Annotated in this window: 9 protein-coding genes and 2 pseudogenes; 7 read left to right on the top strand and 4 right to left on the bottom strand. The window is 70.6% G+C overall.

The window, feature by feature from the left end; translation table 11 throughout:
- Window positions 1-246 precede the first annotated feature (246 nt).
- The gene (locus ACSNOH_RS26765; protein ID WP_436723984.1) at window positions 247-2,073 is read right to left on the bottom strand and encodes a sugar-binding protein; all 1,827 of its coding nucleotides are present in this window, start codon (window positions 2,071-2,073) and stop codon (window positions 247-249) included.
- A 223-nt stretch (window positions 2,074-2,296) separates the two neighbouring features.
- On the opposite strand from ACSNOH_RS26765, the pseudogene ACSNOH_RS26760 reads away from it, so the two are divergent.
- A pseudogene (locus tag ACSNOH_RS26760) lies at window positions 2,297-2,383 on the top strand (PadR family transcriptional regulator); the annotation flags it as partial.
- An 8-nt stretch (window positions 2,384-2,391) separates the two neighbouring features.
- A pseudogene (locus tag ACSNOH_RS26755) lies at window positions 2,392-2,523 on the top strand (DUF1048 domain-containing protein); the annotation flags it as partial.
- Window positions 2,524-2,696: 173 nt separating this feature from the next.
- Here the strand turns inward: ACSNOH_RS26755 and ACSNOH_RS26750 are convergent.
- Together ACSNOH_RS26750 and ACSNOH_RS26745 are read right to left on the bottom strand one after the other, a co-directional pair.
- A complete protein-coding gene (locus ACSNOH_RS26750; RefSeq protein ID WP_436723983.1) occupies window positions 2,697-3,086 on the bottom strand; it encodes a hypothetical protein in 390 nt (129 codons plus the stop codon).
- 92 nt (window positions 3,087-3,178) lie between these two features.
- Entirely contained in the window at window positions 3,179-6,526 is a 3,348-nt protein-coding gene (locus tag ACSNOH_RS26745) for a hypothetical protein (RefSeq protein WP_436723982.1), read from the bottom strand.
- A gap of 393 nt (window positions 6,527-6,919) precedes the next feature.
- Between ACSNOH_RS26745 and ACSNOH_RS26740 the strand changes: the two genes are divergently transcribed.
- From ACSNOH_RS26740 to ACSNOH_RS26725, 4 genes are all read left to right on the top strand, one after another.
- Window positions 6,920-7,426, top strand: a complete 507-nt coding sequence (locus tag ACSNOH_RS26740; RefSeq protein ID WP_436723981.1) for a hypothetical protein — start codon at window positions 6,920-6,922, stop codon at window positions 7,424-7,426.
- A gap of 16 nt (window positions 7,427-7,442) precedes the next feature.
- Entirely contained in the window at window positions 7,443-9,626 is a 2,184-nt protein-coding gene (locus tag ACSNOH_RS26735; RefSeq protein ID WP_436723980.1) for a trypsin-like serine protease, read from the top strand.
- 216 nt (window positions 9,627-9,842) lie between these two features.
- Entirely contained in the window at window positions 9,843-10,757 is a 915-nt protein-coding gene (locus ACSNOH_RS26730) for an alpha/beta fold hydrolase (protein ID WP_436723979.1), read from the top strand.
- 38 nt (window positions 10,758-10,795) lie between these two features.
- Window positions 10,796-11,533, top strand: a complete 738-nt coding sequence (locus ACSNOH_RS26725; RefSeq protein ID WP_436723978.1) for a MerR family transcriptional regulator — start codon at window positions 10,796-10,798, stop codon at window positions 11,531-11,533.
- A gap of 136 nt (window positions 11,534-11,669) precedes the next feature.
- On the opposite strand, the gene ACSNOH_RS26720 is transcribed toward ACSNOH_RS26725, so the two are convergent.
- Window positions 11,670-12,470, bottom strand: coding sequence for a GNAT family N-acetyltransferase (locus ACSNOH_RS26720; protein ID WP_436723977.1), 801 nt, complete (start codon window positions 12,468-12,470; stop codon window positions 11,670-11,672).
- Window positions 12,471-13,225: 755 nt separating this feature from the next.
- Here ACSNOH_RS26720 and ACSNOH_RS26715 point away from each other — a divergent pair.
- A partial coding sequence (locus tag ACSNOH_RS26715) for an APC family permease (protein ID WP_436723985.1) occupies window positions 13,226-15,139 on the top strand: 1,914 nt, incomplete at its 3' end.

Raw genomic sequence — 15,139 nt, 5'->3', positions numbered from 1 at the left:
TTGCGGTGCCGGTGCGGCGGCCGCGGGCGCCACCGTCGCGACGAGCGCGGCGGCGAGCAGCAGCGCGGTCGTGCGGGCGGGACGCGGGCGGGCGCCGGGAGAGTACGTCATTGTTCTCCGTCGTTCTCGTATCTCCTGCGAGAGTCCCGCGACCATAAAGTTCATGAACGGATAACGTCAATGGTTTCGTTTGGCTGTACGACTCCCGAAGTCATGGGGTGAGCGCGGCTCGCAGGCGGCCGGGGCTCACTCCGGCCGTCGCGGGCCGCAGCCGAGGGGGACGCCGGTGCGGCGGTGCTGCTCGCGGGAGGCTTCGGAGTCCGTGCTCCGGGCCGCCTCCAGCGGAAGGGCGGCGGCGTGCGCCGGGCGTCCGGGCGGCGGGACGTAGCCGGGCAGGCTCAGGGTGCCCCACACGTACGGGTCCGCCTGGGCGCTGCCGTACGCGGCCCACGCGCGCCGGGATTGACCCGTCCTGTCCTGGGTGTCGGAGTCGTAGAGGAGGACGTTCGCGGTGAGGTGACCCGGGTCGGCGGGCGCGGGCAGGTCCGCGAGGGAGATCCTGGCCTCTACGGTGTAGCCCTCGTACGGCTCGGTCACCGTGGAGGCCACGACCATGCCCGGGGCGGTCCTGGCCGCGGGGCCCTGCCGGTTGTCGCCGTCGCGTGCCGCGCACGGCCCGCCTCCGCCGGCGGTGAAGGGCAGGACGGCGGCCTTGAAGGTGGTGGACGTGTCGTCGGAGCGGCCCTGCGGGTCGAGGTCCACCTCGACGGAGTCCGTGCGCCAGTGACGCTTGCAGTCCTTCTCGCGGTCGAGCCCGGCGCCCTTCTTGTCGTCCGTGACGTGCACCAGCACGTACAGGTCGTCGCCGTTGCGGGAGAAGCGGGCGTCGGCCGCGCAGTCGTTCGCGGTCTTGCAGGGCGTGCCTTCCCAGTGCTTGAGCTCCACCGCCTTCCCGGGGTATTCCCCGGGGTCCGCCTTGCCGTTCACGGCGGGGGCCTTCGCGACCTCGGGCACCGTCGCGGTGGGGCGGTCCGGGTAGTCGGGCTGGGCCTTGTTCGCCAGCCACGGCATCTTCATCCGCCGCGCCCATTCCTGGAATTCCGCGTACTGGGGGCGCAGGCCGGACTGGGCCCTTTCCTCCGCCTTCAGCGGCTTCCCGTCATCGGCCACCACCGTGAACCATTCACAGGGGAGTTCCTCCGCCGGCGTCTCGACCTTCTCCGGCAGCGAGCCGAAGCCCTGCGTGGCGTACACGCGGGCCGCGTCCCGCTCCAGTTGCGCCCAGGTCCTGCCACCGGGGGAATTCCCGCCCGGCCAGACGCCGAGGACGGGCAGCCCGGTGTTCTCGTCGTTGATCCGCTTGCCGTCGCACCGCGCCCCCACGGGCCCCTTGAAGCCCCAGCTCTGGGTGAGGAGCCGGGTGGGCTTCCAGGGCCGGTACTTCTCTTCGCTGATCTGCCCGGCAAAGGCGCTGGGGTCACCGGCCATGCCGAACGCCTCGATGGCGAGGCGCCCCGCCTGCTGGTGGGCGCCGTGCTGGCCGAAGGGCCGCGGGTCCATGGTGACGACGGTCTTCGGGGTGGTCGCCCGGATCACCCGGACCAGCCGCTCCAGGGTGTCCGTCTCCCGCTGCGGCGTGCGGTTCCAGGCCTTGCCGGTCAGGGGCGCGTTGAGCGTGTACCAGAAATCCGGCTTGTCGGCGTAGTAGACGTCACGGATCCCCAGAATCCCGACGGCCTTGCGCTCCTCGGCCTCACGGATCATGCCGAGGGGCACGCCTTCCTCGTGCCCGACGGCGTTGCCGCCGCCCTCGCCCCGGGTGAGGGTCACGACCGCGCTGCTGAGCCCGTCCTCCTCCTTCCACCGGCCGAGGGTGGCCAGGGACTGGAACTCGTCGTCGGGGTGTGCGCCGACGAACAGCACGTCGGCGTGCGCCCGGTCCGTACCGCTGCCGGGCATGCCACGCGTGGACGATCCGGTGCTCGTACAGGCGGTCAGCACCGGCACGCCCGCGAGCAGCCCGGCCACTGCACAGGCGAGGGCCGGGGCGCCTCTTGGTCTCCGTAGGGGCACAGCAACTCGTCCTCTCCTCCGGGGCACTTGCCGTTCACTTCGTACCCGGAATTTCCGGCACGGGCCCGCGGTGCAGGGAAGCCGGTACGAATCCTCCCTCCCTGCCCCCTCTGCTGCCGACGGGGCGGGGTGTCGTCCTCGGCTTTCCGAGGGGGCGCGCGGGGGCCTGCTATGAGCGCGGCATCTGGCCGATGACGCTCACCTCCTGGACCGGGGCGAGCGCTCCGGTCGCGAGGAACTCGCGAAGTTCTGGGCGAAATGGCAGTACGTCTCATCACGCATCGACAGACTCAGGGAGGGCGGGAGATGAACTTCCCAGGCAAGGGGGTCATGGAGCTCATCGGCACGGACGTCGCCGCGTTCTACGACGACCTGGTCAAGGACTCCCGTACCTATGCGGACGTCTATCAGGAGTCCCTCGGCGGGGAACCCGGCACGGCCGGCAAGTAACACCCGTCGCCTCATGCAAGTGGGCGTAGCCCGCCCCCGCCCGGCTCGTTCGCCTCGGCGCAGCACGAACAGACGCGGGCCAACCGGCCTCCAGAGCCGCCTCGGCCGGCAGCTCCCTCCCCGCCCTGCACGGCGACAGCCACCCTTGCCGCGCGGGACGGCCTCTCGCCTCATCAGGTCGAGAGGACGAAGGCCAGGAAGCACATGACGATCACCGAGACGTACAGGGCCGCCTGGTAGCGGGCGGGGTATTCGTATGTGTCCCTCTTCACGCCACGGCGCCATTCGTCGCCGTATTTCATGAACAGCTTCCTGGACGGGAACAGGCCGACGGTGAGCCCCGTCAGCGCGAAGGAGTACAGAACCAGCATCTGGCGGGCATTCCAGTGCTGGTACTGAAGACGGCCCACCGCGACCATGCCGAGGCAGCCGCCGATGCACAGGACGAACAACACCGCCGTAAGTTTGTGCGTTTTCGTCCACCTGTCCATGGCACAGCAGAAGACGACGGTGGAGAACGCTGCCATCAGCAGCAGGTGGGGCAGGGGAAGCTGTGCGAGCACGGCGGGTCCTTTCGGCAGTGCTCAAGGGCCGGCGGCGAGTGCGCCGCCGGCCCCCGTTTCCGGAGTTCTACCTCACGTCTCCTCGCCCCTTCTCAGAAGACGGAGCTCAGCACGCCGGTGACCGGAGAGATGAGGTCGTGTCCGAACTGCGTGACCTTGGTGACGACCTTGCCACCGCCGAGAGCGCCGATCCACTTGGACTGGCCGAAGGTGATCACTCCCAGGGCCAGGCTGCCGAGTGAGGACTTGAACTCGCTGCTCGACCAGCCGTAGCCGATACCGGTGAACAGGGCGTTGAGCCCACCGAACGCGAGCGAGGCATACGCGAAGCCACCGGCGAAGGCTTCCAGGGGCGGGAAGAACAGGCCGCCGATACCGCACAGGGCAGACGCGAAACCCGTACCGATGCTGAGCCAGTTGGTGGCGTTCGCCGCCCATCGCGCGCCTTCCTTCCACCAGGGAAGGCCGCCCTTGACGTTGTCGTTGTCGGGCGAGTCCGCCGGGTTCTTCCCGGCTTCCTTGGCTTTGCGCGCCGCCTCGGCCGCCTTCCTGGCCGCCTCCGCGACTTCGGCCTTTCGCTTGGCCGTGGCGATCCGGCGTGCCTGGCTAGCGGCTGCCGTCGCCGTCTTCGCGTCCTTGCCCGCCTGGATGGCGGAGGCGCGTGCCGAAGCGGCGGACGCCTGGGCCGAGTTGGCGGAGGACACGGCGCGGCGGGCGGCATCCACGGCGCGGTTGGCGGAGTAGTTCGCCGAGCGGGCGGCCGTGCGAGCGGTGGCGGCGGCCTGCTTCGCCTTGTCGGCCGAGGCCCGTGCCTCCTTGGCCGACTTCTCGGCGGCGTCGGCGTTCGTGTCCGCCTGCTTGGCGTAGTCGGCGGCCTTTTCGGCGGACTTCCTGGCCTTGTCCGCCCACTCCAGCGCTTCCTTGGCGGCGTCGCGTGCGTGCGCCGCCGCCTCCTGCGCCCGTGCGGCGTCCTCCTGTGCCTTGTGGGCGATCTTCGCGGCGCCGGCGATCGCGCCCTGCATGGCGGCGATGTGGGCGGCCGAGTCGTGGTCGAGCTGCGCGGTCTTGTACTGGACCGAGGCGAGGAAGTTGCGGCGCATCCAGGCCGGGCCCTCCAGGGCGGCCTGGGCGTGGGCCTTGGTGTACGGGCCGGCCTTGGCGATGACGGCGGCGGTGGCGACCGCGTCGTCCTCCCGCTGCGCCGCCTCGTACGTCGTGCTGAGGAATTCGTACAGGGCCTGGGCGGTTCCGGCGTTCAGCGCGTCGTTCGCCGCCTTCTTCACCGCGCTGCCGGGGTTGTTGGCCAGGACGCGGCTGACCGCGACGCGGTTGTCCATGGCGGCGGACTCGACGGCGCCGGTGCCGAGGAACTTCGTGGCGGCGTCCGGGGCGTCGTCGGCCAGTGCCTTCGCCGCCGCGTCGGCGATCTCCGGGGCGGCCGTCTGGGCTATGTAGAGGGCGGTCTCCCGGTCGTCCTGGTTCTGCGCGAGCTGCCGGTCGGTGTCGAGCCAGGCGTGGACGTCGGTGTCCGTGCCGGCCAGGGCGAACCGTGCCGCCTCCCGTGACCAGGTGCCGCGGGAGTTCATCAGAGCGATGGCGGCCTTGCGTCCGAGGGTGGCGGCAAGGTTCGCATCGCCCGCCTTGAGTGCCGACTCGGCACGGGAAAGGAGATCCTTGGTGGCCTGATCGGCCTGGTCGGCCTGCGTTCGCTTCTCGGCGAGTTCCCCCTTCTCCTGTTCCTCGATCTGTGCGAGGAGACGGGCCTCTTCGAGCGCCTGCTTCATGTCCTGGTCCAGGCGCTGCCATTCGGCCTCCCGCGCCTTCTTCTCCACGTCGACGGCCTGGGTGACGGCCTCGGTGGCGGTGTTCGCGGCCTTGGTGGCCGCGTTGGCGAACTCGGTGGACTTCTTGGCGTACTCGACGGCCTTGCCCGCATACTTGGCGGCCCACTCGGCGGCCTCGGCCGACTTCTCCGCGTGGTCGGCCGCGCTGTTCGCGGCGTCGCGTGCGGTGCGGGCCGCTGTCGCCGCGGCGTTGGCCAAGGCCTGGGCCGTGCCGGCGGCGTTGGTGGCGATCGCAGCGTTGACGTTTGCGATCTGTGCCTGCCGCTTGGCCTCCGCGGCCTCCGCCTGTGCCTTGCCCGCGGCGGACGCGGCGGTGGCGGAGGCGTTGGCGGCAGCGGCGGCGTTGCGGGCCGCCGAGGCGGCCGCGGAGCCGGCGTTCACAGCCTGGGCCGAGGCGGCGCGGGCGTAGTCGGCGGCCTTGGCCGCGCTGCGCGCCTTGGCCGCGGCGTTGCGGGCGGCGACGGCGGCGTCCTTGGCGGCACCCGCCTTGGAGGCGTCCTTCGAGGCGGCGATGGCCGCGCCGTAGGCCCGGGCGGCGGCGGAGCCGGCGGTGGCCGCGGCCTGGCTCGCGGCGGTGGCGGCGTAGGCGGCGCGGCGGGAGGCCTGGACGGCGGCGTGGGAGGCGCGGATGGCGACCCGGGCCGAGTCGGCGGCGCCCTTGGCGGACTCTGCCGCCTTGCGGGCCGCCTTGCCGGTCTTGACCACGTCCTCCTGGGCCGCCTGGGCTTCGGCGGCGGCCTTCTCCGCCGCCGCCTTGGCCTTCGCGGCTGCCTCCACGGCACGGGCGGCGGCTTCCTCGGCCTGCTTGGTCTTCGCGTCGGCCTTCTTGCCCTCGCGCTCGACGACCGCGACGAGTTCCTCGATCGTCGCGGCCTCCTGGTCACGGGCCCGGGCGATGTGCTGACCCGTCTCAAGGAACCACTCGACGTCGTCGGCCGACCCCGACAGAGCTCGCGAGGCGTACTTCCGCACTTCGGGGCCGGCCTCCACCATGAGCTTGGAGGCCTCGAAGCGCATGTCCTCCTCACGGGCGGTGTACTGGCCCTCGGTGAGGAACGCCTCCAGCGCGGCCTGGGTGCCCGCGTCCAGGGCGGCGCCGCCGTCACGGCGTACGGCCTTGTCTCCGTTCGCCATCACGGTCGTGGTGGCCACGCGCAGGTCTTCCATGATGCCGGGCTTGAAACCGCCCTTGAGGTAGTCGGCGATCGCGGCGTCACCGCTGTCGATCGCCGCGGAGGCCTCGCGCCGGGTTCCCTTGCCGCCTCCGGCGAGGGAGGTGACGACGGCAACGCGGTTGTCCTCCGCGGTGGCCCTGGGGAGTTCGGTGGTCAGGAAGGCCTGGATGTCGGCGTCGGTGCCGGACAGCGCGGCCTCGGCGGCGGCGCGGACGGCCCGCCCGCCCAGCAGCCAGGCCTGGACGGCCTTCGCCCGGTCGGTGTCGGGCAGGGCGAACGGATCGCCGTCGTCGCCGTCGGCCGGCGGGGTGTCGGCCAGGGCCGCCACGGGGTTGAGGACGAGGCTCGAGGTGGCGGCGACGACCGTAGTGGCCGCGATGGCGCCCAGAACGCGCCGCCTGCTCCAAAACGTGGTGTCCAAAGTGATCCTTCGGGATCGGTGTCCGACGTCGGCGCAAGTGCGGCGGCATACCGTCGGGCAGATGTTGAGTCAGCCGCGCGCACGTCCCCCTGCCTGCAACGGGATTGAGCAGGACGAGTGAGCGGGGACATGGCAGATGCGCGTCGTGACGATAAGCGGGCTGAGCACTTGCTGACCACCTGCGGGACCGCCGGGAAGCAATGAGAAAGACCACAAGTCCTGTATGTGGGGTTTTGTTGATCAATATTGCGTTAATGGGATGGTGCGGGGCGGGTGCGCGTGTTTGAATTCGACGCCTCCGTGGCCGAGCGGTCCTCTGGTGAAAAACCGTGTCCGTCCTGGACAGGGGCCGCTCGGCACGCTTCAATTCCTCCTTTTCATAAGGGAACTTGCATGAAGTTCGCACGGCGGATCATCGCCACCGGTGCGGCCGTCGCAGCGTGCACAGCTGCGCTCCTCGCCGCCGCCTCCCCTCAGAACAGCACGTCGGACAACCCGGTGACGGTGGCCGACGGCCGGCCCGGCTACGTGGTCGAGGACTTCAACTACCCCGGCGCCGACAAGATCAAGGCCGAGAAGGGCATCACCCTCAAGCGCGGTGACGGCCACGTCACCCTCGCCGACTGCTCCTCCGGCACCGGGCTGATGGAGGTGTGGTCGAGGAAGAACGAGAAGATCTGCTTCCGCACCACCGGCGCCTCCGGCTACCTCACCCTGGAGATCCCCTCGGTGTTCGCGGTCCGGGGCGCGTCCGACCATGCCGCGGACGTCACCCTCACGGCGCCGGACAACACGCCGCAGGAGGTCAAGGTCGCCAAGGGCGACTGGACACCGGTCGGCGAGTCCACCGACCCGCAGTCCCGCGACCACGTCCTCGTCGAGATCCGTACGAGCAAGTAACCGGAGAACACCCTTCATGCGCACAACCCACAAGCGGCGCACCCTGTGTACGGCCCTCGTAGCCGCTGCCGCGATCGGCGCTCCCGCCTTCTCCGCCCACGCCGTGACCGGGCCTGCCGAGGCGGACAACACGCGCGCCTTCACCGCCCGGCTCGACATCGGCAATGGCACGAAGGCGTGCAGCGCCGCCCTGATAGACCCGGAGTGGCTCATCACCGCCGCCTCCTGCTTCGCCGACAACCCCGGCGAGTCGATCAGGATTCCGGTCGGCGCTCCCAGGCTCACCACCAAGGCCGTCATCGGCCGCACCGACCTCACCACGACCGCCGGCGCCGAGCGCACCGTCGTCAAGCTCGTCCCCCGCGAGGACCGGGACGTCGTCCTGGCCAAGCTGTCCGCCCCGGTCGCGAACGTCCGCCCCGCCCAGCTCGCCACCGCTCCCGCGCAGGCCGGCGAGAAGCTGACGCTGACCGGCTACGGCCGTACGAAGGACGAGTGGGCCCCGCTCAAGGCACACAACGGGACCTTCACCGCGGCGGCTCCGGGCGGCAGCGACGTGGAGGTCACCGGCGACAACGCCGCGATCTGCGCCGGCGACGGTGGCGCACCCCTGTTCCGTACCTCCGGTGACATCGCGCAGCTCGTGTCGGTGGCCTCCCGCTCCGACCAGGGCGGCTGCTTCGGCATCGATGCGGCGCAAACGTCCACCAAGGGCGTCGCCACCCGCACCGACGACCTCGCCGCCTGGGTGGACTCGGCCGTGAAGGCCGCCCCGGTCGTCGACTTCAACGGGGACGGCATCGAGGACATCGCCATCGGCGATCCGAAGGCGACCGTCGACGGCAATGCCGAGGCCGGTGCCGTGCGTGTCGTCTACGGCGGCGGCAAGGGCAACGTCCAGCTCGACCAGAGCCTGTCCTTCGTCCCGGGCGCGGCGGAGGCCGGTGACCGCTTCGGTCAGTCGCTGGCCACGGTGGACTACAACCAGGACGGTTACACCGACCTCGTCGTCGGCGTGCCGTTCGAGGACGCCGGATCGGTCGCGGACGCCGGCATGGTGTCCGTCGTCTACGGCTCCGCCGGCGGGCTGGGCAAGGGCCGTGCCGCCGAGGACTTCGTGCAAGGCCAGGGCAACGGCGCGCTGAAGGCGTCGGTCAACGAGAAGGGCGACATGCTCGGCTACTCCCTCGCAGCGGGGCAGACCCGCGAGGGTGATCCCTTCATCGTGATCGGTGACCCGGGCGAGGCCATCGGCGCCAAGGAGGACGCGGGCAACGTCTTCTACGTGCGCGGCGGCACCAACGTGAACCTGACCCAGGAGGCCGGCATGTCCGGCGGCCTGGAGGCCGGGGACAAGGTCGGCTGGTCCGTGGCCGCCGACGCCAACAACATCGCCATCGGCGCACCGGGCGAGGACATCGACAAGGCCGTCGACGCCGGTGCCGTGTGGGTGCTGTCGCACAAGCGTGGAGCGGACGGCAAGCCGGCGCAGCGGGCGAACATCAACCAGAACGACGACAAGGTCTCCGGCGGCTCCGAGACCGGCGACGCCTTCGGCACCTCTGTCGCCCTGGTGGAGAACGGCCCGAACGGGGACTCCGTCCTCGCCGCTGGCGCACCGGGCGAGTCGGTCGTCAACGCGAACAAGGTGGACGTGAAGAACGCCGGCACCGTGTTCACGTTCAAGATTCCCGCCTCCGGCGGCTGGTCGCAGTACCAGGTGATCAACCAGGACCAGCCGGACGTCATCGGGGGCATCGAGACGGGCGACCGCTTCGGTGAGACGCTCCAGGCCGTCAACCTCTCGCCCAGGACCGCTCCCACGTGGCAGACGCTCCAGCTCGTCGTGGGTGCCCCCGGTGAGACCCAGGGATCCGTGGCCGCCGCCGGCGCGGTGCACACCATGACCCTCCTCGGCGCTCCCGGCCCGCACAACGACGTCCTGTACGCCGGCCACAACGGGGTTCCGGGCGCACCGGGCGCCAACCAGCGGATGGGCCAGGCCGTCGGCGTCTCCCCCACGCACATCTACGTGGGCATGCCGACGGGTCCGCACGCGCAGGGCGCGGCCTACGCGGTGCCGTGGCGCAACGTCACCTCGCACGACGCCTCCGGCGCCGACCAGCCGGTGACGGTGTACCAGCCCGGCAAGGACGGTATCCCGTCCGGCGGCAAGGCGTTCGGGTCCACGATCCGGTAAGGACGTCTCAGCCCGACCGGTAGTACGCGGGTCCCGCCCTAGGCAAGGAGGGCGGGACCCGCGTGTTTGTGCCCGCCTCGTGGTCCGGCGTGCCGTCAGCCGGACCAGCGAGAGGTGCCTCGCGGTATGACGGCGCATTGAACCGCTGTGTGCATGGTGAGTGCGGCGACGGAAGGGTTTGACCTTGCCCCTACGTCAGGGTTGGAAGCTTGTCGCATGACGAAGAACACCACGTCCTCGGTTCAGTTCACCCCTCCCGTCGGAGGCTTCCAGGAGAGCGGCGGCCGTCGCGTTTTCGTACACCGGTCGGGCAGCGGCGGACCGGCCGTCGTGTTCCTGCCGGGCGCGAGCGCGGTCGGTCTGGACTACTTCGGTGTCCAGCAAGAGGTTTCGCAATTCACCACGGCCGTGGTGTACGACCGCGGCGGCACCGGCTACAGCGACGACGTCCCCCTGCCGCGCACCGCCGCCGCGGTCGCCATGGAACTGCACGAGCTGCTGCACGCCCAGGACATCGCCGGCCCGTACGTCCTGGTGGCGCACTCCCTCGGCGGTGCCTACGCGCACCGGTTCGCGCAGCTGTACCCGCAGCAGGTGGCAGGTCTGGTCTGGCTGGACGCCTTCCACCGCGACTGGGACGACTTCATGCCTCCCGAGGCGCGCCTGGCCGCGAGCGTGGAGATGTCGCCTACGGAGGAGCAGCTCCGGCAGGGGCTCCCGGCCATACGTCAGATGTGCGCCGCATTGCTCGTGGACTACCCGGAGGAGGTGCGGGAGCCGCTGATCGAGTATCACGTGAGCGACAAGTGGATCCATGCCGGCATCGCCGAGCGCGCCTCGATGGCCGGCCTCGCCACCGAACTGCGGGAGGGGCCGGACCTTCCGGACGTTCCGCTGATCGCCCTCACCCCGATGGGCATCGACCCCGGCCAGCAGGCGCTGATGCCGGAGAAGACGCTGCAGGCGATGCACGACGGCAAGAAGAGGCTGTACGCGGCCATGGCAAGCGCGGTCTCGCAGGGGGAACACCGCGTCCTCCCCGACACCGGTCACAGCCAGCTCATCTTCGAGCGCCGCGATGCCGTGGTCCAGGCGATCCGTGACGTCGTCGACCGGGCCGCTCGCGCCTAGACTCGGCCCGGCACGCTTCCGAAGACCAGAGGTGAACGGTGCTCACGATCAGCCAGCTGGCAGCGAGTGCGGGCGTGACCGTGCGCACGGTCCGCCATTACCACCACGTCGGCCTGCTGCCCGAGCCCGAGCGCGACGCGTCCGGCTACCGCCGCTACAGCGCGCAAACGGCGGTGGATCTCATCCGGATCAGGACCCTCGCCGATGCCGGGGTGCCACTGGCCCGTATCGACGCGCTGCTGCACGCGCAGCCGGCCGAGTTCGCCGCGGCCGTCACCGCCATCGACGCCGAGCTGCAGCGCAAGATCGACCAGCTCACCGAGCACCGCCGCCGGGTCGCCCAACTGGCCGTCGGCGAGGGGCTCGTCCTGCCGCCCGAGGTGGTCGCCATCCTGAACCGGATGCGCAGTCTCGGCGTCAGCGAACGAATGGTACGGCTCGAGCGGGATGTGTGGATCCTGATGCAGGCACTGGACCCGCAGTCCATGCAGCAGGGGATACGGGACAAGAACGCCAGCTTCGACGACCCCGGGACGACGCGCCTGTATCTCGTCTGCGACCAGTCGCTCGACTGGGACCCGTACGACCCCCGCGTGGACCAGCTCATCGACGAGCTCGACGCATGGGAGATCGAACACGGACGCGACAGCAGCGAGCGAGGGAACGTGGACCTGATCTTCTCCCGGATCGCCGAGGCATCGCCGACGTGGCAACGGATCCTCGACGTGATGGCCCACCGCGCCGAGCAGCGCCGAACCGCCGGGCACGTCAGCTGAGGGCAGCACACTCGCAAGCCGGCGCCGATGCACGCGCATCGGCGCCGGCGGTCCAGGAGCCCTTGCCGGACCGCGTGCCGGACCGGCGGCTCTCCGGGTTTCCATAGGGCGCCGGGGCAAGGCGGCCGCCCTGCGCCTATGGTCGGGCGGCCCCCATGGAAGGCCGGCAGCCGGCTACCGGGGCTCCGAGTGCGTAGTGCACGTAGGCGTGGATCAGCTGGAATCCGGACTTCGCGGCGAGGTGGCGGCTGGGGTGGTTGTCGCGAGAGCAGGTCCAGGACGGGATGCGGCCGCGGGCGGTGATGTCGGCGCACAGCGCCCGGACGCAGGCGGAAGCCAGACCGCGGCCGCGCTCGGCGGGCAGGGTGGCCACGGCGATGTCCTCGTAGCGGCTGCCGGCGAAGAGGGTGCAGGCGAGGGAGAGCAAGCGCCCGTCGCGGAAGGCGCCCCAGCCTCGGCCGGACGCGACGAGCCCTGCCGGGCCGCCCCAGCTCTCGGTGATCCAGGCGAAGTCGGGGCCGAGGGCCCGGACTGCCGACGCATCGGCGACGGCGAGCGGGCGGACGGTGATCGCAGGGGCGAGCCGGACGAAAGGCACCGAGCCACGATGGGCCCAGATCATGCGCTCCCAGGGGCCGATCCGCTCGAATGCCCTGCCGAGGAGAGGCAGGAAGCGGTCCGGGGCGACGACATAACAGTGGGCCAGATGCGCGAGGCCCCCGGGGTCTGTCGCGCACGGGTCGCCGGCCAGGACCGCGTATCCCGCGCAGGAGACGGTGGCGGCCCGCGGTCGCAGCGGGTGGTCGGTCCACCACGTGCCCAGCCCGATGCGGGCGGCGTGTTCGGGGAGGGCTCCCACGCCGGGGCGGCCGGCGGGGAACCAGAGTTGCCGTGCCCGGGTGGCCGGCGGGGTGCGGAGGGCGTTGTCGTTCGGCATGACGGCTCCGGAGAACCCGAGGGGCGGGCTGTTCTTCACCGCCCGCCCCCGGTAGTGATGACCTGCGGTCAGTTGCAGGCCTTGCTGCCGTGGTTGGCCTTCTTCTTGCGGCGGGATCGCTTCTTACGGGAGCGCTTGGACACAGATACCGTTCCTTCTCTACGTAGCGGGATGCCGGGCGTTAGGACTGGTCAGGCCGTCTGGGCGACCAGCTGGTCGGCGAGCCCGGACGTGGCACCGGTGACCAGAACAGTCCTGGGAGCGGGCGAGACAGCGGAAGACATGGGAATAGACAGGGGAATCCACTCCGGGAATTCGAACAAAGCGGCAGCCGGGTCCGCCCCGTGGCGGGCTGCCGTGTGAACAGAAGACGACTTCCGCGGCAGCGCACGTGAACGTGAACGCCGACAGGCTGGGTGAGGTGCGGAGACAACGCACCGTTGTGCCGGCGCGCCCTCGCTGTGTCGCGGAAGGGAAATACGCTCAGCGCATAGAAAGTGAGCAGCGCGCGGTGCCGGGCAGCGCCGTATGAGGCGGCCGGTCGTCGTGGCGCAGGTGGCTGTTCACGAGAACCATCCAAGGCAACCGGACTGCCCGGCGCAAGCCGTCCGCCGCTTCTCTGACGCGCTTCTGACGCCCCACCACAGACGCCGCACCACGAGCCGAATTACACTAGATATCCTGTATGTGCGATTTAAGCTCATCCCGTGATCGACGTGACGGGGTTCCTCAAGCGGCTGACGATCGGCCGGGCGATGCGCAGCGAGGAGCTGCACGAGACGCTGCTGCCCAAGCGGCTGGCCCTGCCGATCTTCGCCTCCGACCCGCTGTCGTCGGTCGCGTACGCCACGCAGGAGATCCTCCTCGTCCTGACCTTGGGCGGCATGGCGTACCTGCACTTCACGCCGTGGATCGCGGCCGCGGTCGTGGTGCTGATGACCGTGGTGGTCCTCTCGTACCGCCAGGTGGTACACGCCTATCCGAGTGGCGGCGGTTCGTACGAGGTCGCCTCGACGAACCTGGGCGCGTCGGCCGGCCTGGTGGTCGCGGCCTCCCTGCTGGTCGACTACGTGATGACGGTGGCGGTGTCCGTCGCCTCGGGCGTGGACAACATCATCTCGGCGGTACCGGGGCTGGCGGATCACCGGGTGGCGATGGCGATCGGCTTCGTCGTGCTCCTCACCGGCGCGAACCTGCGCGGGGTGCGCGAGTCCGGCCGGGCCTTCGCGGCCCCCACCTACCTCTTCATCGCCGGTGTACTGATCATGGTCGCCACCGGGCTGCTGCGCTACCTGCTCGGTCACCCGCCCGTCTCGGAGAGCGCCGGTTACGGCATCGAGGCCGACCCCGCGGACGCGAACCTGGCCGGCCTCGCCCTGGTCATGCTCGCCCTACGCGCCTTTTCCAGTGGCTGCACCGCCCTGACGGGTGTGGAGGCGATCTCCAACGGCGTGCCGGCGTTCCGCAAGCCCAAGTCGAAGAACGCGGCGACCACCATGAGCGCCATGGGTACCATCGCGGTGACCATGTTCGCCGGAGTGACCACGCTCGCGCTGGTCGCCAAGGTGCACATCACCGAGGACCCCTGCCGGCTCACCGGCCTGCCGGGTGACTGCGCGGCGCACACGCAGCGGACCGTCATCGCCCAGCTCGCGGCCGCGGTATTCGGCGGGGAGCAGAGCCTCGGCTTCTACTACGTCCAGGCCGCCACCGCACTGGTGCTGATCCTGGCCGCGAACACCGCTTTCAACGGCTTCCCGCTGCTGGCCTCGATCCTCGCCCAGCACCGCTACCTGCCCCGGCAGCTGCACAACCGCGGCGACCGGCTCGCCTTCTCCAACGGCATCATCGCCCTGGCCCTCGCTGCCGGCCTGCTGCTGTGGTTCTACAAGGCGGACGTCACCAGTCTCATCCACCTCTACATCCTCGGCGTCTTCACCTCCTTCACGCTGTCCCAGACCGGCATGGTCCGCCATTGGAACCGATTGCTGCGCACCGAATCCGACCCGGTGGTGCGGCGGCAGGGCCAGGCAGCCCGGGTCATCAACGCCATCGGTGCGGTGATCACCGGCCTGGTCCTGGTGATCGTGCTGGCCACCAAGTTCGTCCAGGGCGCCTGGCTGGCCGTCGCCGCCGCGACCGTGCTGTGGACGATGATGCGCGCCATCCGCCGGCACTACGACGCCACCGCGGCCGAGCTCGCCGTCACCGACCCCCGCGCCGAACTCACCCGCCCCTCCCGCGTCCTGGCCATCGTGCTCGTCTCCACCATCCACAAGCCCACCCTCCGTGCCCTGGCCTACGCACGCGCCTTCAAGCCCGACCAGCTGGAGGCGCTCACCGTCGCCGTCGACCGGGACGAGACCAAGTCGCTCGAGAGGGCGTGGGAGGCACTGGACGTCGACGTACCACTGAAGGTGATCGACTCCCCGTACCGGGAGATCACGCGGCCGGTCGTCGAATACGTCCGCTCCATGCGGCGCACCAGTCCCCGAGATGTGGTCGGGGTGTTCATCCCCGAGTACGTCGTGGGCCACTGGTGGGAGAACCTGCTGCACAACCAGTCCGCGCTGTGGCTCAAGAGCCGTCTGCTCTTCACGCCCGGCGTCATGGTCACCAGCGTCCCGTGGCAGCTCACCTCCTCCCGCCGCGCCGGGTGGCGCCGGGGG

This window comes from Streptomyces sp. URMC 127 (genome assembly GCF_051386535.1).
GTDB lineage: Bacteria > Actinomycetota > Actinomycetes > Streptomycetales > Streptomycetaceae > Streptomyces.
The sequence above is the reverse complement of the archived record's forward strand: the minus strand, read 5'-3'. Positions and strand labels throughout refer to the sequence as shown.